At 59.9% G+C, this 17,686-nt stretch carries 17 protein-coding genes; 8 read left to right on the top strand and 9 right to left on the bottom strand.

What is annotated here, in order from left to right; all coding sequences use genetic code 11:
- The first annotated feature begins 59 nt into the window (after positions 1 to 59).
- The gene (locus PHF15_RS14255; protein WP_300122045.1) at positions 60 to 1,553 is read left to right on the top strand and encodes a malonyl-CoA decarboxylase; all 1,494 of its coding nucleotides are present in this window, start codon (positions 60 to 62) and stop codon (positions 1,551 to 1,553) included.
- Between the two features lie 68 nt (positions 1,554 to 1,621).
- Here PHF15_RS14255 and PHF15_RS14250 read toward each other — a convergent pair whose 3' ends face one another.
- The 3 genes from PHF15_RS14250 to PHF15_RS14240 all read right to left on the bottom strand — a co-directional run bounded on the left by PHF15_RS14250 (position 1,622) and on the right by PHF15_RS14240 (position 5,327).
- Entirely contained in the window at positions 1,622 to 2,725 is a 1,104-nt protein-coding gene (locus PHF15_RS14250; protein ID WP_300122043.1) for a diguanylate cyclase, read from the bottom strand.
- The gene (locus PHF15_RS14245; protein ID WP_300122041.1) at positions 2,722 to 3,105 is read right to left on the bottom strand and encodes a hypothetical protein; all 384 of its coding nucleotides are present in this window, start codon (positions 3,103 to 3,105) and stop codon (positions 2,722 to 2,724) included. Before PHF15_RS14245 ends, PHF15_RS14250 begins: the two co-directional genes overlap by 4 nt.
- A gap of 212 nt (positions 3,106 to 3,317) precedes the next feature.
- A complete protein-coding gene (locus tag PHF15_RS14240) occupies positions 3,318 to 5,327 on the bottom strand; it encodes a U32 family peptidase (protein WP_300122039.1) in 2,010 nt (669 codons plus the stop codon).
- Between the two features lie 42 nt (positions 5,328 to 5,369).
- Here PHF15_RS14240 and PHF15_RS14235 point away from each other — a divergent pair, with 42 nt between their 5' ends.
- Complete coding sequence (locus PHF15_RS14235) at positions 5,370 to 6,116, top strand: heparan-alpha-glucosaminide N-acetyltransferase (protein ID WP_300122037.1); 747 nt, start codon at positions 5,370 to 5,372, stop codon at positions 6,114 to 6,116.
- A 46-nt stretch (positions 6,117 to 6,162) separates the two neighbouring features.
- On the opposite strand, the gene PHF15_RS14230 is transcribed toward PHF15_RS14235, so the two are convergent.
- Genes PHF15_RS14230 through PHF15_RS14210 form a run of 5 tightly spaced genes read right to left on the bottom strand, consistent with a single transcriptional unit; the run spans position 6,163 to position 9,734 of the window.
- Positions 6,163 to 6,948 (bottom strand): peptidylprolyl isomerase, encoded by a 786-nt coding sequence (locus tag PHF15_RS14230; protein WP_300122035.1) that lies wholly within the window; start codon positions 6,946 to 6,948, stop codon positions 6,163 to 6,165.
- A gap of 54 nt (positions 6,949 to 7,002) precedes the next feature.
- Positions 7,003 to 7,281, bottom strand: a complete 279-nt coding sequence (locus tag PHF15_RS14225; protein WP_300122033.1) for a BolA family protein — start codon at positions 7,279 to 7,281, stop codon at positions 7,003 to 7,005.
- Positions 7,278 to 7,826 (bottom strand): septation protein A, encoded by a 549-nt coding sequence (locus tag PHF15_RS14220; protein ID WP_300122030.1) that lies wholly within the window; start codon positions 7,824 to 7,826, stop codon positions 7,278 to 7,280. Before PHF15_RS14220 ends, PHF15_RS14225 begins: the two co-directional genes overlap by 4 nt.
- A complete protein-coding gene (gene msrB / locus PHF15_RS14215; RefSeq protein WP_300122029.1) occupies positions 7,823 to 8,230 on the bottom strand; it encodes a peptide-methionine (R)-S-oxide reductase MsrB in 408 nt (135 codons plus the stop codon). Before msrB ends, PHF15_RS14220 begins: the two co-directional genes overlap by 4 nt.
- A 22-nt stretch (positions 8,231 to 8,252) precedes the next feature.
- Positions 8,253 to 9,734 carry a protein adenylyltransferase SelO gene (locus tag PHF15_RS14210; RefSeq protein WP_300122028.1) on the bottom strand — a complete coding sequence of 494 codons (1,482 nt, stop codon included), beginning with the start codon at positions 9,732 to 9,734 and terminating at the stop codon, positions 8,253 to 8,255.
- 104 nt (positions 9,735 to 9,838) lie between these two features.
- Between PHF15_RS14210 and PHF15_RS14205 the strand changes: the two genes are divergently transcribed.
- From PHF15_RS14205 to PHF15_RS14185, 5 genes are read left to right on the top strand one after another with little or no spacing between them, the layout of a single operon-like run.
- Complete coding sequence (locus tag PHF15_RS14205; RefSeq protein ID WP_300122027.1) at positions 9,839 to 11,482, top strand: 3-(methylthio)propionyl-CoA ligase; 1,644 nt, start codon at positions 9,839 to 9,841, stop codon at positions 11,480 to 11,482.
- An 18-nt stretch (positions 11,483 to 11,500) separates the two neighbouring features.
- The gene (locus PHF15_RS14200; RefSeq protein ID WP_300122026.1) at positions 11,501 to 12,364 is read left to right on the top strand and encodes a branched-chain amino acid ABC transporter permease; all 864 of its coding nucleotides are present in this window, start codon (positions 11,501 to 11,503) and stop codon (positions 12,362 to 12,364) included.
- Positions 12,364 to 13,617, top strand: coding sequence for a branched-chain amino acid ABC transporter permease (locus PHF15_RS14195; RefSeq protein WP_300122025.1), 1,254 nt, complete (start codon positions 12,364 to 12,366; stop codon positions 13,615 to 13,617). Before PHF15_RS14200 ends, PHF15_RS14195 begins: the two co-directional genes overlap by 1 nt.
- A complete protein-coding gene (locus PHF15_RS14190) occupies positions 13,614 to 14,399 on the top strand; it encodes an ABC transporter ATP-binding protein (RefSeq protein ID WP_300122024.1) in 786 nt (261 codons plus the stop codon). The genes PHF15_RS14195 and PHF15_RS14190 overlap by 4 nt, the downstream gene beginning before the upstream one ends.
- Positions 14,393 to 15,088: an ABC transporter ATP-binding protein gene (locus PHF15_RS14185; protein WP_300122023.1), complete on the top strand. Its 696-nt coding sequence runs from the start codon at positions 14,393 to 14,395 to the stop codon at positions 15,086 to 15,088. The genes PHF15_RS14190 and PHF15_RS14185 overlap by 7 nt, the downstream gene beginning before the upstream one ends.
- A 185-nt stretch (positions 15,089 to 15,273) precedes the next feature.
- On the opposite strand, the gene PHF15_RS14180 is transcribed toward PHF15_RS14185, so the two are convergent.
- Entirely contained in the window at positions 15,274 to 16,698 is a 1,425-nt protein-coding gene (locus tag PHF15_RS14180; protein ID WP_300122022.1) for a hypothetical protein, read from the bottom strand.
- A 123-nt stretch (positions 16,699 to 16,821) separates the two neighbouring features.
- Here PHF15_RS14180 and PHF15_RS14175 point away from each other — a divergent pair, with 123 nt between their 5' ends.
- Positions 16,822 to 17,298 (top strand): hypothetical protein, encoded by a 477-nt coding sequence (locus PHF15_RS14175; protein WP_300122020.1) that lies wholly within the window; start codon positions 16,822 to 16,824, stop codon positions 17,296 to 17,298.
- Positions 17,299 to 17,686: the final 388 nt, after the last annotated feature.

The raw sequence follows: 17,686 nt of genomic DNA, 5'->3' as shown, positions 1-17,686 counted from the left end.
GCAGCGGCGCCTGGGTTAAAAACTTTCGCAATCGGTCGTAACCCAATCTGGAGATGGTCATGAATTCCGCTGAATGGATCAGTCGCAACGTATCCCACTGGTTACCGTCAGCGGATTCCCTGAAAAAGTTCGCGCTGGCAACTGCCGGGCGGGCGCCCTTGGCCAGAGTGTCTGAAGCCGCCAAGGTGCCAGATGAACCGGTGCCGGCGCGTGTGCGCTCGACCCGTGAGCGGCTCAAGGGCAGCTTGCGTCGCGGTGACGAAATGATGTCGCCACGCCAGTTGCGCGGCATTCTGGAACAACTGCGCTCGATCGTCGACAGCCAGGTCAGCGAGGTCGAAGGTGGTCGTCGTGCCAGCCAGTTTGCAGACTGGTATTGCCAGGCCAAACCAGAGCAGCGACGTGATTGCTGGTTTTTGATGAGTGAGCAGTTCGCGCCCGACCCGCAGCTGGTTTTGCAGGCTCGCCAGCAGTATGAGTTGGCGCTCAATACGGCCGACGAGGGGCGGGCCGAGATGGCCCTGCGGCTGGCGCTGGTGTCGCCGCGCGCGCGCTTGCTGCAGCGCTTTGCTGCCTTCGAAAATGGGGTGCGTTTTTTGGTCGACATGCGTGCGCAGCTGTTGGCGCAGGCCAAATCAGACAAGCGTCTGCTGGCGCTGGATGGTGAACTCGAAGGCCTGTTTTCAACCTGGTTTGATGTCGCTTTTCTGGAGCTGCGCTCAATCAGCTGGCATTCACCGGCGTCGATGCTTGAGAAGCTGATCCAGTATGAGGCGGTGCATGACATCCGCGGTTGGGGTGATCTGAAAAACCGGCTTGACTCCGACCGGCGTTGTTACGGTTTTTTCCACCCCCGGTTGCCCAATGAACCACTGATTTTTGTTGAAGTTGCGTTGTTGGATGCGCTGCCCGACAAGATCGCGCCGTTGCTCGATGAATCAGCCGCGGCGGTCAATATCAAAAAGGCATCGCACGCCATCTTCTATTCCATCAGCAATACCCAACGCGGCTTGCATGGCGTGAGCTTTGGCGATTCGCTCATCAAACAGGTGGTGGAAACGCTCAAACAGGAATTTTCACAACTCAAGGTATTTGCCACACTGTCACCGATCCCGGGTTTCCGCACATGGTTGACACGTCATCTCGACGAGACAGTGGCCAAGCTTGACGACAAGGCGCGGGCAGCGCTGGAGCTCGTCCTGGGTGGTCCAGCGCTTGATGCAAAAAAAATGCTGGCTGCGGCCGATGCTGCGCAGTCGCTCGATGACAAATCGCCGTTGCGTCAATGGTTGATGCGTTGTGCCGCGTTTTATCTGGCAGACGCCCTGCAGGACGGCAAACCGGTGGACCCCGTGACGCGCTTTCACCTGGGCAACGGGGCGCGTGTCGAGCAGATCAACTGGGGCGCCGATTTTTCAGCCAAAGGGCTCAAACAGTCCTACGGCATGATGGTCAATTACCAGTATGACCTGAAACGTCTGGATACCTATCGCGCCCAGTTTGCCAGCGGCAAGATGGCGGTTTCAAGCCGGGTGCGTGCCCTCAGGCTGTGAGGGTCGTTGCTGGAAAAAGGCGATTGGAACGCCTTGCGCGGCTTGCCGTCAAAACGCAGCGTGAGTTTTCAACCCTTTTCCGCCATTGCCGCCTCGTAACGGGTGACCCGGTTGCGCCCGCCCTCCTTGGCAGCGTAGAGTGCAACGTCTGCGGCCTTGATGAGTCCCTCCAGCGCGTTGGCCTGCTGCGGATACGTGGCCACGCCAATGCTTACGGTGATGCGAACCGTCTTTCCGCCACCGATGTTAAAGGGCTGGCGCTCCACTGGCGCGCGCAGTCGCTCGGCTATCTGCATGGCCACGGTCGCCTCCGTCTCCGGCAAAATCACCATGAATTCCTCGCCACCATAGCGGCACACGCGGTCGACGGCGCGCGCCTGTGTCTCCAGCAAGACGCTCAGGTCTTTGAGGATGGCGTCGCCGGCCTGGTGCCCGTAGGTATCGTTGACGTCTTTGAAGTGGTCAATGTCAAGCATCAGCAAGGACACCGGACGCTTGAAACGCTGTGTACGAATAATTTCGTCTTGCAGCAGCGAATAGAACGTGCGGTGGTTATACAGATTGGTGAGGCCGTCGTGGCTCGCCAGTTCTTCCGCTTGTTCCGCACGCTTGCGCTCGGTGATGTCCCTGATCACCGCGACAAGAAAGGTTCCCCCTTTCGCTTGCATTGGCGTGGCATTGATGTCCGCGTAGAAGACGGTGCCATCCTTTCTTTTCACCGGCAGGCCGGGTGCAAGACTGATTTCACGCTTGATTTGTCGCTCGAACTGGCGGACGACGTTGGCAACATCTTCCTCGGGATGAATGTCTTCCACCCCCAGTTCGAGCAATTCATCGCGGCTATATCCGAGCATGCGGCAGATCGAGTTATTGACCATTTTGAACCGCCGGGTTTGGGCGTCCGCCAGGACGATCCCCTCCTGAACGGTGTCGAAGATGGCCCTGAGCCGATCTTCTGATTCTGACAATGCCTGCAGCGCCCGCCTGCTCTCGGCAACATTGGCCTCCAGTTCTTCCCCAAGAATATTGATGCCGGCCATGACGCCGTCCAGGGCGCTTTCATCATCAAGAAGGGTGCCTCTGGCCGTCAGGTCGCCTGCGGCGAACTTGAAGATGACATCGAGTATCCCCGCAAGTCTCGGGTCTTCGTTGTTCTTGGGCGTCGTGTTCAATCGAGATACCCCTTCAGCCACTCCAGAGCGTCGTCTTCCGAAGTAAAAAGCCGGCTCGGCAGGTGTGGATTGCTGATGCCGATATAGAAGTTCCCCAATACCCGGCTGACGGGCGTGCCGACGATGATGGCGGCCACGCTGGCGACCTTCGCGGCCTCTTCTCCCGCATAGTATTGGCGGGTTTCCCTGGACATGGACTTCATCGTTTTTGTATCGATGAAAAGTGGCCGTCTCTTGCCTTTGTACAACTTCAGGTAGGCGGCCATGGTCTCCTTGGCATCCTCAAGCGTCACTTGCGCCCCGTGAACGTGGATGATACGGACGATGCCATCGTCTCCCAGCCACAATTTGGCGACCCTGCTGGCCTGCTCGTTTTCCATTTTTGAGCTCTTTCTCTATCAGAAGCTGTACGCAGCCGTCCACCCGGGCGGATGCGGGCCGAAATCGTATTTTCCCTGATGGCCGTCGCTATTGGTCAAAGAATTTTGTTCGCGCGGGATGGTTGCGGGAGAGGATGCGAGATCGATTCTCCAGCGCCATTTCAGGGCAGACCGCATCCGACTGAGCAGCATACCCGCCGATTTGAATCAGTTCAAGCCGTGATCGGCCGCGTGGGGTAATACCTGATCGGTACGCCCTTCGCAGAGGTTGCCATGTCCTTGGCGGTTTGCTTTAGGACGGAGGTTTTGATTTTGCCCACGACGTGCATTTCGCAGGGCTTGCAGTCAAAGCGCAGGGTGAGTTTTTCCTTGCCGTTGATGAGCGTCAACGGTTCGGCGCGGATGGTGCCTTGCACGCCGGTCACGCCCTTGGCCTGCTTGGGGCACAGGCTCAAGGAGAAACGGACGCAGTGTTTTGTGATCATCAGGCTGACGTCGCCTGGTTCCTCGTGGTTCTCGTAGGCGGCGGCGATCACCTTGACGCCATGTTTGGCGTAGAAAGCACGGGCCTTGTCGTTCAAGACGTTGGCCAGGTAGGTAAGGCTGTCTTCCGGGTAGGCCACCGGCGGCTCGACGGCCTGGCCTGGCGACCAGCGAACAAAACCGGTGGCGCGGGCCGCCTCCAGCTTTTGCACAGCTTCGCGGCGCAGCGGGTTGAGCACCGAGGCCGGCACAAACCAGGGCTGGGCAAAAGCCACTTGCACGTCACTGGCGGCAAAAATCGTGTTGCCCAGTCTGGAGACGTTGTCCACCATGCCCTCCAGCGCACCGGCCTTGTCCTTGGCGGGCGTGAGCGCCAGCGTGGCGTGCGCGCTGGCGCTAAAACCGTCCTCGTCGGTCAGGGTGAGCGTGATGCCGTTGGCGCTGTCTGCCAGATGCGCCCAGAGCTGGATGCGGCGCTCGCTGGACTTTTTGTCGAGCGCATGCAGCCAGTCGACATCGCGGTTGCGGTTGACCTCGACGCCTTTGCGCAGGTCTTTTAATCCCGCCAGCTCGTCCTTGGGGAACACACGCCAGCTGCCTTTTTTGGCGCTCACGAGTTCGGCGCGGTTGATGGCCAGGCCGACCAGCTCCTTTTGCAGGTCGTAGTAACACAGGCCGTCGCCGTTGTGCAGCACGGCCTCGTGGTCGTTGAGTTCCAGATCGACCCAGTTGGGGCCGACCTGGGTGACAAAACCGATGGGCTGGCCCGGATTTTTGGGGGTGTCGAAGGCACCGATGCTGTCCTGGCGGCCGTTGACAAAATAGTCGGTGAATTCGCGGTTGAAGTTTTGATTGGGGTCGGGCGTGAAACTGAACGTGGTGTGCCCGGTGCTGGCGCGCGCCAGCGGGTCGCCCGAGTGCTGGCGGGCCTCAATGACCTCATCGAGCAGTTTGCGGTAATGCGCCGTGATGTTTTTCACATAGGCCATGTCCTTGTAACGGCCCTCGATTTTGAAGCTGCGCACCCCGGCATCGACCAGCGCGGCGATGTTGGCGCTCTGGTTGTTGTCTTTCATGCTCAGCACATGTTTGTCGTGCGCCACAAAACGGCCCCTGTCATCGACCACCTGGTAGGGCAGGCGGCAGGCCTGGCTGCATTCGCCGCGGTTGGCGCTGCGCCCGGTGTGCGCCGCACTGATGTAACACTGGCCGCTGTAGGCCACGCACAGCGCGCCATGGACAAAAAATTCGAGCGTGCTGCGGCAGGGGTCGGTGGTGGCGCGGATGGCAGCAATTTGCGGCAAGGTGAGTTCGCGTGCCAGCACCAGTTGGGTCAGACCCGCGTCCTGCAAAAAGCGCGCTTTCTCAGGGGTGCGGATGTCGCACTGGGTGCTGGCATGCAACTGCAGCGGCGGCATGTCGATGGCCAACAGGCCCATGTCCTGCACGATTAGCGCATCGACACCGGCCTCATACAGCTGCCAGGCGAGGGCTCGCGCGCCCTCCAACTCGTCGTCGCGCAGGATGGTGTTCATCGTGACAAAAATGCGGCTGTTGAAGCGGTGCGCGTGTTGCACCAGTCGGGCAATGTCGGCCACCGAGTTATCCGCGCTGGAGCGCGCGCCAAACGACGGCCCGCCGATATAGACGGCGTCGGCCCCGTGGTTGACGGCTTCCATGCCAATGGCAGCGTCGCGTGCCGGGGCTAACAGTTCGAGTTGGTGGGGGAGCAGTGACATGGGGCGTGATTATCGGGCAGCGGGTCAATTTACACTTTGCCCATGACAAGCCAACGTTTTGACTCCCTGGATGCGCTGCGCGGGCTGGCGATGGTCTGGATGACGCTGTTTCATTTTGTCTTCGACCTGAACCACTTCAAGCTGGTCACGCAGGACTTCTACCGCGACCCGTTCTGGACCTGGCAGCGCACCCTGATCGTCAGCCTGTTTTTGCTGTGCGCCGGCATGGGCCAGGCCATTGCCACGGCGCAGGGTCAAAGCTGGCGCCGTTTCTGGCGGCGCTGGGCTCAGGTGGCGGGTGCTGCGCTGCTGGTCTCGGCGGGTTCCTGGCTGGTGTTTCCCAACAGTTTCATTTACTTTGGTGTGCTGCACGGCCTGGCGCTGATGCTGATCGTGGTGCGCCTCACCGCGCACTGGGGGCGCTGGCTGTGGCTTTTGGGCGCGTTGGCGATTGCCTCCAGATTCATCGCCGAGAGTGCGCTGCAGACCGGTGCGATGGGGCAGTTTGCCGAAACGTTGAACAGCATGCGCTGGAACTGGCTGGGCTGGATCAGCCAAAAACCGGTCACCGAAGACTATGTGCCGCTGTTCCCTTGGCTGGGTGTGATGTGGTGGGGCGCGGCAGCAGGCGCCTGGATATTGCAACAGCGGCCGCAGTGGCTGGTGCAGACCTTGCCTGCGCCAGCGCAGACCCTGGCTTGGCTGGGCCGCTGGAGCCTGAGCTACTACCTGCTGCACCAACCTGTGCTGATTGCGCTGGTGGGCGGTCTGAGCCTGCTACTGAAATAAAAAAAGCCGGAGCAAGTCCGGCTTTATGGGTGCTCAAGCGACCGGTTTATTCAATCTTGGCTTTTTTGCGCAACTCTTCCTGGTACTTGGCCAGTTTTTTCTGTTGCAGTTGTTGCGCCACTTGTGGCTTGACCTCTTCAAGCTTGGGCAGTTGGGCGTCGCGCACGTCATCCAGGCGGATGATGTGATAACCGAATTGGGATTTGACCGGGGTGTCGGTCAACTGGCCTTTGCTCAAGGCCGTCATGGCAGTGGAAAATTCGGCCACGTAATTGCCTGCGGGTGCCCAGTCCAGGTCGCCGCCCTTGGCGCCGGAGCCTGGGTCCTTGCTTGATTTTTTGGCGATCTCTTCAAACTTGCCGCCCTTTTTGAGCTGGGCGATGATGGCCTTGGCCTCCGCTTCCTTTTCAACCAGGATGTGGCTGGCGCGGTACTCCTTGCCTGCATTGGCAGCGGCAAACTTGTCGTATTCGGCCTGGATTTCAGCATCCGTCACCGGGTTTGTTTTCTGGTAGTTGGCGAACAGTTCGCGGATCAGAAGGGTCTGGCGTGCCAGTTCCATCTGGTTTTTGAAGTCTGCCGTGGTGTCAAGGCCCTGTTTTTGGGCTTCCTGCATGAAGATTTCGCGGGCGATCACTTCGTCCTTGATCTGCTGCTGGATCTCTGGTGTCACCGGACGGCCGGAGCGCGCCACCTGCTGGCTCAAGGCCTCGACACGCGTCAGGGGAACGGATTTGCCATTGACAATGGCCACATTTTGCGCCACTGCTGCGGCGGACAGGCTGCCCAAAAGGGCAGCAAAGGCGAGACTGGATAACAGTTTGTGCTTCATGCAAATTTCCTGAGAATAAATAAATAGAAAGTGCGAGGTTTCTGCCTAAAGCCGTCAGGCTTGGGGTGTTTTGGCTTCAATGGCGAGCGCGTGCAAGCCTTGGTCCATGAAATCTTGGAGCGCATCATACACAAGTCGGTGCCGTGCCACGGCGGACTTGCCGGCAAAGGCCTGCGCCGTGATGCGCACCCTGAAGTGGCTGCCAAAGCCGGTGCCGTTGGCGCCCGCATGGCCATGGTGCTGGTGGCTTTCGTCGAGCACCTCCAGCGCCTGGGGTTGTAGTTTTTCCTGCAGGCGTGCCTGCAACTGTTGTGCTGTGGGGGAAAGGCTCATGGGGCAGATTTAGGGGTGTCGTCAACCGCCAGGTAGCGTGAAATGTAAAACCCCTGGCCGACAATGAAGACCAGCGGGAAGGCGTAGCCCCAGAGCTTGAAGTTGACCCAGGCCTCGGTGCTGTAGTAGGCCGCCACGTAGGCGTTGAGGAGTGCCATAAAGGCGCTGTAGCCGATCCACAGGATGTTCAGCCGCATCCACACCGGCTCGGGCAGGGTGAGTTGGCTGCCCAGCAGCATTTTCAAAAAATTCTTCTTGTAGATCCAGACCGCAATGGCCAGCGCAATCGCCATCGCGGCATAGAGCACGGTGGGTTTCCATTTGATGAAGCGGTCGTCATGCAACACCAGCGTGAGCGTGCCAAATGCCAGAATCAAGACCAGCGTGATCTTGTGCATCATTTGCAGTCTGCGGTCAATGCCGTAAATCAGCGCCATTTGCAGCACGGTGGCGGCCATCAGCACGCCGGTGCCGATGTAGATGTCGTAAACCTTGTAGGCGCCGAAGAACAGCAGGATGGGAAAAAAGTCGATCAGTATTTTCATGTAGGGGTGAAGTTTAACGAAGCCGAGTTCATGCAGTAGCGCAGTCCGGTGGGCGCGGGTCCGTCGTCAAACACATGACCGAGGTGCGCGCCGCACTGTGCGCAGACGGTTTCGACCCGGGTCATGCCCAGACTGCGGTCGGTGATCTCAGAAATGGCGCCCGGAACAGCCTGCGAAAAACTCGGCCAGCCGCAGTGCGCGTTGAATTTGGTGCTGGCATCAAACAGCTTGGCATCGCAGCAGATGCAGTGGTAGCTGCCGTCGGCCTGGAGGGCTTCGTACTTGCCGCTGAAAGGGCGCTCGGTGGCGGCATGGCGCGTGACCTGGAAGGCCACCGGCTCGGCGCCCTTGGCTTGCAACAGGGCGAGCCACTCGGCATCGGTTTTCTGGATTGGATAGGTCATGCTTGTGCGCCTTTCAGGCTGGTTACGAGCTGCAACTGATCTCGATCCGGCTGGCCCAGTCGGGTGGAAAGTCGGCAAAGGATTCGAATTCTGGGTGCTCGTCAAAAGGCCGCTCCAGCAGCACAGCCAGGTTGGCAACGCCCGAGAAGTCCCTGGCCTTCGCGGCTTCGATGGCGAGCTCGCCCAGATAGTTGCGCAGCACATATTTGGGGTTGGTCTTGAGCATCAAGGCGGCGGCCTGATCCGGTGCCCCTGTGGAGAGGCGCTCTGCGTAACGCATTTGCCAGCCATCAAAAGCGGCCCGGTCGAGAAACAGGTCGCGCACCGGTGCAAAGTGCTGACCACCAACGGCATGGCTCAGGCGCCGCCAAAAGATGGGGTAGTCCACCCGGTCTTGCGCCAGCAGCGTGAACAGGTCGGCTATCAGCGTTTGATCTTCTTCACGCGCCGCATCCAGCAAACCCAGTTTGGCGCGCATCAGTTGTTGCCAGGTGCGCTCGAATACGGGCTTGAAGGTGTCCAAAGCCTGTAGGGCCAGGGCCTGGTCTTCTATCAACGGCATCAGTGCCTGCGCCAGCGCGTAAAGGTTCCAGTGGGCAATGTCGGGCTGGCGCGCAAAAGCGTAGCGGCCGCCGCGGTCGGTGTGGTTGCAGATGTGGCCGGGATCAAAAGCGTCGAGAAACTGAAACGGGCCGTAGTCGATGGTCAGGCCCAGAATGCTCATGTTGTCGGTATTCATGACACCGTGGCAAAAGCCGACCGCCTGCCAGTGCGCCAGCATCACGGCGGTGCGCTCGGTCACCTGCATCAGCAAATTGGCATAGGGGTTGGCACCCAAGGTGCTGGCGCTGTTGCAGTCTGGGTAATACCGGCTGATGACATAGTCGGCCAGCGTTTTGAGTTGCGGCAACTGGTTGCGCGCGGCAAAGTGCTCAAAATGCCCGAAGCGGATGAAACTGGGCGCCACGCGCGTCACCACTGCAGCGGTTTCCAGGCTCTCGCGCGCCACCTCTTCGTCCGAGCCCACCACGCACAGCGCCCGTGTGGTTGCAATGCCCAGAGCGTGCATGGCCTCGGAACACAAAAATTCGCGAATGCTGCTGCGCAACACGGCGCGGCCGTCGCCCATGCGCGAATAGGGCGTCAGGCCCGAGCCCTTGAGCTGCACTTCGAGCCCGTTGGCCTCGCCCAGCAAACAGGCCCGGCCGTCGCCGAGTTGCCCGGCCCATTGGCCGAACTGGTGCCCGCTGTAAACGCTGGCCAGCGGTTGCGTGCCGCTGATCGGGCGGTTGCCCGCCAGCGCTTGCAGCAGCGCATCGGACGCTAGTTGCTCGGGTGGCAAGCCCAGCAAATCAGCCACCGCAATGGAGCGGCCCACCCAATAGGGCTCCGGCAGCGCCTGCGGCGCGAGTGGCGTGTAAAAGTCCGGCCCCAGCTGCTGAAACTGGTTGTTCCAGGCCAGGCCCGTGTGATGGATTTGAAAAGCTTCGCTGACGGCATTCATGGGCGAATTGTGTCGTCTGGCGTTCAAACCCTGGGTTTGCAGGGGCATCCCGGGTGCTTTTGGCAGTACCATAAGTCGTTCAAAACACCCAAAGAGGAGCCCCCATGCTAGGACTGATGCAGAACCAACAACTGTCCATTTCGTCGCTGATCGAATTTGCCGAGCGCCACCACAGCGAGGGGCAGATCGTGTCGCGCCGGGTGGAGGGCGACATTCACCGCTACACCTACAAGGAGGCGGCGCAGCGCTCGCGCCAGTTGGCGGGCGTGCTCGACGCGTTTGGTGTGCAGCAGGGCGAGCGCGTGGCATCGATTGCCTGGAACGGCTACCGGCACATGGAAATGTATTTCGGTGTGAGCGGCTCGGGGCGCGTGCTGCACACCATCAACCCGCGCATGCACCCCGAGCAGATTGCCTGGGTGATGAGCCACGCGCAGGATCAGATGGTGTGTTTCGACATGACGTTTTTGCCGATCGTGAAAGCCATTCACGGCAAATGCCCCAGCGTCAAAAACTGGGTCGCGCTGTGCGATGCCGACAAGCTGCCCGCCGATTCCGGCATTCCCAATTTGCTGAGTTATGAGGCCTTGCTGGCGGCGCAGACAGGCAACTACCGCTGGCCCGAGTTCGATGAAAACACTGCTTCGAGCATGTGCTACACCAGCGGCACCACGGGCAACCCCAAGGCCGCGCTCTACAGCCACCGCTCCACCGTGCTGCACGCCTATGCCGCGGCGCTGCCCGATGTGATGGGCATGTCGGCGCGCGATTCAATTCTGCCGGTGGTGCCGATGTTTCACGTCAACGCCTGGGGCATTCCGTATTCCGCCGCCCTGACTGGAGCCAAGCTGGTGTTTCCCGGCCCCGGCATGGACGGCAAGTCGATCTATGACCTGATCGAACTGGAGCAGGTGACCTACGCGGCCGGCGTGCCCACCATCTGGCAAATGCTGCTGAGCCACATGGAGCCCAACGGCCTGCGCTTTTCCAGCCTGAAACGCACGGTGATCGGCGGCTCGGCCTGCCCGCCCGCCATGATCACCGCCTTCAACGACAAATACGGCGTGGAAGTGCTGCATGCCTGGGGCATGACCGAAATGAGCCCGCTGGGCACGGTCTGCACGCTCAAAAACAAGCACCTCGCGATGTCGTCAGAGGACAAGATGAAGGTGCGCCTGAAACAGGGGCGGGCCATTTTTGGTGTCGATATGAAGATCGTCAACGCAGAAGGCAAGGAACTGCCCTGGGACGGCAAAACCTATGGCGACCTGCTGGTGAAAGGCCCGTGGGTGCTGCGCGAATACTTCCAGGGTGTGGGCGACACGCACGCGGTCATGCCGCTCATCGACGGCTGGTTTCCCACCGGCGACGTGGCCACCATCGATGCCGACGGCTACATGCAGATCACCGACCGCAGCAAGGACGTGATCAAGTCGGGCGGCGAGTGGATCAGCTCGATCGACATCGAGAACATCGCGGTGGCGCACCCGGCGGTGGCCATGGCGGCCTGCATTGGCATGGCGCACCCCAAGTGGGACGAGCGGCCGATTGTGGCGGTGGTGAAAAAACCGGGCGCCGAGGTGTCGCGCGAGGAACTGCTCAAGTTCTACGAGGGCAAGGCCGCCAAGTGGCAGATTCCCGACGACGTGGTGTTTCTGGACAACATTCCGCTGGGGGCCACCGGCAAGATGCAAAAGAGCAAGCTGCGCGAAGTGCTGAAAGACTACCAGCTGCCTGATCTGCGATGACGGTCCCTTAAGTTCTGCATGGCATTTGTCACCCTCTCGCTGCTCAACGGCCTCAGCTACGGGCTGCTGCTGTTCATGCTCAGCGCCGGGCTCACGCTGATTTTCAGCATGATGGGGGTGCTCAACTTTGCCCATGCCTCGTTCTACATGCTGGGCGCCTACTTTGGCTACAGCGTGACCGAATGGCTGGGCTTCTGGCCGGCCCTGGTGCTGGCACCCTTGATCGTCGGCGGCTTGGGCGCCCTGTTCGAGCGTTTTGTGCTGCGCCGCGTGCACCGGTTCGGCCATGTGGCCGAACTGCTGATCACCTTCGGCATGAGCTACATCATCCTGGAGCTGGTGCAACTGGTGTGGGGCCGCAGTTCTGTCGATTACCGCGTTCCACTGGCGCTGGACGGCCCGCTGCTCACGCTCTTTGGCACCCAGTTTCCGCTCTACCGCGCCTTCATGATGGGCATGGCCTTGCTGACGCTGGCAGCCCTGTGGCTGCTGCTCACGCGCAGCCGCATCGGGCTGGTGATCCAGGCCGCTTTGACGCACCCCGATATGGCCGAGGCGCTGGGCCACAACGTGCCGCGCGTGTTCATGTGGGTGTTTGGCGGCGGCTGCGCGCTGGCCGGCCTGGCGGGCGTGATGGGTGGCAACGCCTTTGTCACCGAGCCGGGCATGGCCATGGCGGTGGGCGGCATTGTTTTTGTGGTGGTGGTGGTAGGCGGCATCGGCTCGCTGGCCGGGGCATTTCTGGCCTCCATCCTGATTGGTTTGCTGCAAACCTTTGCCGTGGGCCTGAACGTGTCGGTGGCGCCGATCCTGCCGTATCTGCTGATGGTGCTGGTGCTGATCTTCCGGCCCCGGGGCCTGGCCGGCACGCGGGGCGATTGATGCACCGCATGCTGGTGTGGGGTTTGTACGCGCTGGCGCTTGCGCTGGCGCCGCTGGTGTTCAGCAGCAGCCTGAGCCAGACCCTGCTGAGCCAGATGGGCATCGCCATCATCGTCTGTCTGAGCTACAACATGCTGCTGGGGCAGGGCGGCATGCTCAGTTTTGGCCACGCGGTGTATTCGGGCATGGGCGCGTTTTTGGCGATTCACACGCTCAACTTTGTGAGCAGTGGGTTGGCGTTGCCGGTGAGCTTGATCCCTCTGGTGGGCGGTTTTGCCGGCCTGTTGCTGGCCCTGCTGCTGGGCTGGGTCACCACCAAAAAATCCGCCACACCGTTTGCCATGATCACCCTGGGCCTGGGTGAACTGGTGTGGGCCATGGCGTTGATGTTCCCGGGATTTTTTGGCGGCGAAGCCGGGGTATCCGGCAACCGGGTGGCGGGCAGCCCGGTGCTAGGCATCACTTTTGGCCCGCAGATCGAGCTGTATTACCTGATTGCGCTTTACACCTTTGTCTGCACCGCGCTGATGTACGCCTTTACCCGCACGCCCTTGGGGCGCATGTTGAACGCAGTGCGCGACAACTCCGAACGGGTCGCCTTTGTCGGCTACAACCCGCAGATGGTGCGTTACCTGGCGTTTGTCATTGCCGCCTTTTTTGCCGGCATTTCGGGCGGCCTGGCGGCGTTGAATTTTGAGATTGTGACCTCCGAAGTGGTCAGTGCTTACCGCTCGGGCCTCTACCTGCTGTTCACGTTTCTGGGTGGCACCACCTTCTTTTTCGGCCCCATCATCGGCGCCATTTTGATGGTGCTGGCCCTGGTGCTGCTGTCCGAGTTCACCCAGGCCTGGCTGCTGTATCTTGGGCTGGTCTTCATCGTGATGGTGATAGTCGCTCCGGGCGGGGTGGCCGCGCTCGTCATGGCCAACCTGCGCCTGGCAAAGGCTGGCTATTTGCGGCGACTGTGGCCGGCTTATCTGGCGCTGCTGGCCACCGCCTTGCTGGCCTTGCTTGGTGCTTCGGCCCTGCTGGAAATGCTTTACCACTTGCAATTGGGGGCAACGTTGGGGCCTGAATTGCGCTTCATGGGCACCACCCTGAATACCCAAGCGCCCGGCAGCTGGCTGGGGGCCGCCATGGTCATGTTGCTCGGCCTTGCGCTGTTCGAGTCCAGACGTCGCCCGTTTGTGCGCGACTGGGACGAGATCCAGCAAGCCATCGCGCAGGACATCAAACGCCGGGAGGTGCTTTGAACCCAACCCAGCCTCCCTCTGCCCTGGAGTTGAAAGGCTTGAGCAAGCGCTTTGGCAAGACCGACATCATTTGCGGCATCGACCTGGCCGTCAAACCCGGCGAGCGCATCGGCATCATCGGCCCCAACGGCGCAGGCAAATCGACCCTGTTCAACCTGATCAGCGGGCGGCTTGAGCCTGATGGCGGGCAGATATGGCTAAACGGTGACCGCATTGACGGCAAAAAGCCATTCGAGATCAACCGCCTGGGCCTGGCGCGCAGTTTCCAGGTGAGCAACATTTTCCCCAAGCTCAGCGTGTTCGAGAACCTGCGCTGCGGCGTGCTCTGGAGCCTGGGTTACAAATACACGTTTTTGAAATTTCTGGCGGGTCTGGACGATGCCAATGAACGGGTTGTAACCCTGATGGAGATGCTGCATCTGGACAAGCAGCGCCACACCCTGGCCATGCACCTGAGCTACGCCGAGCAGCGCGCGCTGGAAGTGGGCATCACCATTGCCGGCGGCGCCAGCGTGATCCTGCTCGACGAACCGACGGCCGGCATGAGCCAGTCTGAGACCAGCCGCTTCATTCACCTGATCAGGCAAGCCACCGAGGGCAAAACGCTGTTGATGGTGGAACACGACATGGGTGTGGTGTTTGACCTGGCCGACAAGATTGCCGTGCTGGTGTATGGCGAGTTGCTCGCATTCGACACACCCGACGCGGTGCGCGCCGACGCGCGGGTGCAAGAGGCGTATTTGGGCGCGCTGGTGGCGCAAGCGGGGCAGTCGCCATGCTGAAAATCGAGCAATTACATGCCTGGTACGGCAAGAGCCATGTACTGCATGGCGTCTCGATGCAGGTGAGTGCGGGCGAAATTGTGGCGCTGTTGGGGCGCAACGGCTCGGGGCGCTCCACCACGGCCAAAGCCATCATGGGACTGGTCGAGGCACAGGGCTCGGTGCTTTGGCAGGGGCGGCAGATGCTGGGCAAAAAGACTTTTGAGATCGCCCAGTCCGGGCTGGGCTACGTGCCCGAGAGCCGGGACATTTTCCCCTCGCTGACAGTGGCGCAAAACCTGTGGCTGGGTCAAAAACACAGCCGCCAAGCGGGCCGCTGGACCATGGAGGACATGTACCGTTTGTTCCCGCAATTACAAGCGCGCCAGCACACCGAGGCCGGCGTGCTGTCAGGCGGCGAGCAGCAAATGCTGACCCTGTGCCGCACGCTGATGGGCGACCCCGACCTGATCATCATCGACGAGCCCACCGAAGGCTTGGCGCCCAGGCTGGTCGAAGGCGTGGGGCAATTCCTCAGGCAACTCAAGGCGCGCGGTATCGCGGTGCTGCTGATCGAGCAAAAGCTGACGATTGCCCTGGACGTGTCCGACCGCTGCTACGTGATGGGCCATGGTAGCGTGGTGTTTGAAGGCACGCCGGAAGATCTGCGCCAGGCCAGCGCGATCCGCAGGGAGTGGTTGGAGGTGTGAGTGGTTGGCCTCCCAGGCTGATGATGGCTGTGCCCGCGCATCTCATCAACCTCTCTTTATTTGGTTTGGATGCAGTGGCGGACCGGTTCAGACCTTGGCTGTCTTTTGGCTTTGCCGACTACTGACGTGGAGTTGAGGTCACCTGCGCGGCTTTTTGAGCAGGTCCGGTGGAATGATGGGTTGAGTCATTCTGTGGCGTCCGACACGGGAACCGGCGCGGCGGATGGAGGCCCTGGGAGCGTCACTGGACCCACGCCGGATAGGATAACTTCGCGACAACGTTTAGCGTAGTCGTCGTCGGGCTGCTCCGAAAGATACTGAACTGCGACGAATAGATTGGAGGTAGCGAGAAGTGCCGTTGACGACGACCGTGCAGCAGCGATGCACTTCTCAGTGAACTGCAACTCTCGCTCGTCTGGCGGAGCTAAACGATAGCCATTACCGAAAAGTACGCCCTTGGCTGGCGCTGACACTTCCTCACGCTGCAGGTCTTCATGAATGTTCATCGCGAGTTGTCGCAGCTTGTCGACATTCACTGCCTTTGTGTCCTTACCTTCAGCTTCGCCAAGAAGGCGACCTTCGGTGCAGTCGAATACAACGTCGAACTCTGAGTCTGCTTCCTTATACGGAGCGGCAGTGAATCCAAGTGTGCGAAGCGCGTCGATGATGGCGCACTCAAGCGGTTTGCCCTTTTCGTAGAGCAGCGCTCTCGTTCGACCAGCACCATTTAGCCGCTCTTGCAGGTCCTCCTTTACACGCTGAGCTTCTTCGACGCGGCGTTCCGCGTCTAGCAACTCGGAGCGCAACGTTCGTTCCTGTGCGAGCGCGTATGAAGTGCTCGTTGCCCATTCGGGTTCAGGTGTGACCTTGGCAGAACTGTGCAGCGCTTTGTCTAGCGCCACCGCCGCGCCAAGAAATCGCGCTGCAAACTGTTGCGCTTTGGCGGTCCAGACTTGCTTCTTGGCTTCTTGTTTTAGAAACGCGTCAGGGTAGAAATCAATGTCCGGAAGCAGAACCAGCGTCCCTGCCGAACTCTTGCTCCTTGCGATTGCACCGACGGGTTTGTCACCAGTCTTGGTTGTCAGACATACGCCCGTCGTCTCCTCGGAAAGTAGCACTTTGTATTCGGAGATCGGGCCGAACTCCGCCCAGTAGGGAGCGAGTATTTCTGCGCCGAATGGGGCCAATTTCATGACGCTCCCGGTCGCATTGACCGGCTTAAGGTTGACCGGTATGGCGGCGTAATTGGTGTACTGGGTTACGATGCGTGTGGTCTTCTGATTCCGCCCGGTACCCGAATATTTACGCTCACCTGTGTCGATATATACATCTTGGACAGGCGCGAGGAAAGCAAGTACTGTCTTGCCAGCTTCGACGGCCTGCTTGATCTCGCGGCGCCAATGCTCACAGCACTCCTTTAGTTGGAAGGACGATGTGTCGTCAAGGCTGGGCTTGCCTTGGTAGGTGTCGCGAAAGTTGAAAAACTCCGAGATCAATGGCCTGAACAGTACGATATCCCAATCCAGTAAAGAGACCTTCGAACGGAACGCTTCATAATGAGCACCATCAGAGGCCAATTCAAAACCGATCGTCAGGATGTTCTTAGACATGGAGCAATCTCTCGGGTTTGTGACGCATAACGTGGAGGTCACCGGCGCTGCGCGGCTTTATCGCGCAGCGTCCGGTGGACCGCAGGGTTATGTTTCATTGGAAAATGACAAAAGCAACTCAACATGACGACAAAAGATTGTTTGCGGATTGTCAGGGAATGTCGTTGGGTCCAGCGCATGCGCCAGCAGAAAGGTGAACGGCTTGTCTTGGCGGCAATGCTCTTCGTAGGTTGCATAGGCGCGGGAGAATGCTTTTCGGCGGAAGCGGCCAACGTAGGGCTGAAACTCGGCGCAGGCGGATTTAATTACCGGGAGAGTGGCGAGCAGGGAAACGGAAATGTCTTCCTTCCAATGCTCAGTGGGAGGATAGATTCCGAGAAGTGCTTTAAGGACGGAAGACCGGAAAGCATTGCAGGCAGCAACGCGCCGAGCGTGAGCCTCCCGCCACAACGAGAGCCTGTGAGCCGCGAGGGGGACAAAGATAGCTCCGGCGAGAGCTATCAGTGCGACGGTTACTGCGGTCTCTATTTTTCGCTCCCTCTTTGGATTGTTGCGCTATGGGCTGGCGTGGCGCCGACTATGAAACATAACGTGATGTAGATCGTCGGACATTCTGGCATCCAAGGGTATCCGACGGGATACACCCGAATTCAACCCACTGGTGTCGATGCCCCGTCAAGTGGCAAGCCGCATTGCGCCGAGGTTCGCAGCCAATAGCACTAGAAATCAAAGTCATGTCCGTCCCTTTAAAACCTGTCGCCTATCCTGGCCTGGCGAAATTTGATCAACGCCGAGTTCACGTTCTTTGACGTTTCATTTGATACGGACTATAGCCCAGTGGAACAAGCATCGTGAATGCGCTCTTGGATTCAACCGGTCGATGCAACGCCTTAAATTCTGCATGAGCAGAAGGAGTGTTGCAGATGAAACAAAGACCCAGGATTTACTACTCTGATAGCCAGAAGGCTCTGATGTGGGAGCGCTGGAA

The sequence above is a fragment of the Rhodoferax sp. genome (assembly GCF_028689295.1).
GTDB lineage: Bacteria > Pseudomonadota > Gammaproteobacteria > Burkholderiales > Burkholderiaceae_C > Rhodoferax.
The sequence above is the reverse complement of the archived record's forward strand: the minus strand, read 5'-3'. Positions and strand labels throughout refer to the sequence as shown.

Excerpts from the sequence above, each read along its gene's own strand:
- PHF15_RS14255 (WP_300122045.1), top strand. The coding sequence starts at position 60 with ATGAATTCCGCTGAATGGATCAGTCGCAACGTATCCCACTGGTTACCG.
- PHF15_RS14245 (WP_300122041.1), bottom strand. The coding sequence starts at position 3,105 with ATGGAAAACGAGCAGGCCAGCAGGGTCGCCAAATTGTGGCTGGGAGAC.
- PHF15_RS14240 (WP_300122039.1), bottom strand. The coding sequence starts at position 5,327 with ATGTCACTGCTCCCCCACCAACTCGAACTGTTAGCCCCGGCACGCGAC.
- PHF15_RS14235 (WP_300122037.1), top strand. The coding sequence starts at position 5,370 with ATGACAAGCCAACGTTTTGACTCCCTGGATGCGCTGCGCGGGCTGGCG.
- PHF15_RS14230 (WP_300122035.1), bottom strand. The coding sequence starts at position 6,948 with ATGAAGCACAAACTGTTATCCAGTCTCGCCTTTGCTGCCCTTTTGGGC.
- PHF15_RS14225 (WP_300122033.1), bottom strand. The coding sequence starts at position 7,281 with ATGAGCCTTTCCCCCACAGCACAACAGTTGCAGGCACGCCTGCAGGAA.
- PHF15_RS14220 (WP_300122030.1), bottom strand. The coding sequence starts at position 7,826 with ATGAAAATACTGATCGACTTTTTTCCCATCCTGCTGTTCTTCGGCGCC.
- msrB (WP_300122029.1), bottom strand. The coding sequence starts at position 8,230 with ATGACCTATCCAATCCAGAAAACCGATGCCGAGTGGCTCGCCCTGTTG.
- PHF15_RS14210 (WP_300122028.1), bottom strand. The coding sequence starts at position 9,734 with ATGAATGCCGTCAGCGAAGCTTTTCAAATCCATCACACGGGCCTGGCC.
- PHF15_RS14205 (WP_300122027.1), top strand. The coding sequence starts at position 9,839 with ATGCTAGGACTGATGCAGAACCAACAACTGTCCATTTCGTCGCTGATC.
- PHF15_RS14200 (WP_300122026.1), top strand. The coding sequence starts at position 11,501 with ATGGCATTTGTCACCCTCTCGCTGCTCAACGGCCTCAGCTACGGGCTG.
- PHF15_RS14195 (WP_300122025.1), top strand. The coding sequence starts at position 12,364 with ATGCACCGCATGCTGGTGTGGGGTTTGTACGCGCTGGCGCTTGCGCTG.
- PHF15_RS14185 (WP_300122023.1), top strand. The coding sequence starts at position 14,393 with ATGCTGAAAATCGAGCAATTACATGCCTGGTACGGCAAGAGCCATGTA.
- PHF15_RS14180 (WP_300122022.1), bottom strand. The coding sequence starts at position 16,698 with ATGTCTAAGAACATCCTGACGATCGGTTTTGAATTGGCCTCTGATGGT.
- PHF15_RS14175 (WP_300122020.1), top strand. The coding sequence starts at position 16,822 with ATGACGACAAAAGATTGTTTGCGGATTGTCAGGGAATGTCGTTGGGTC.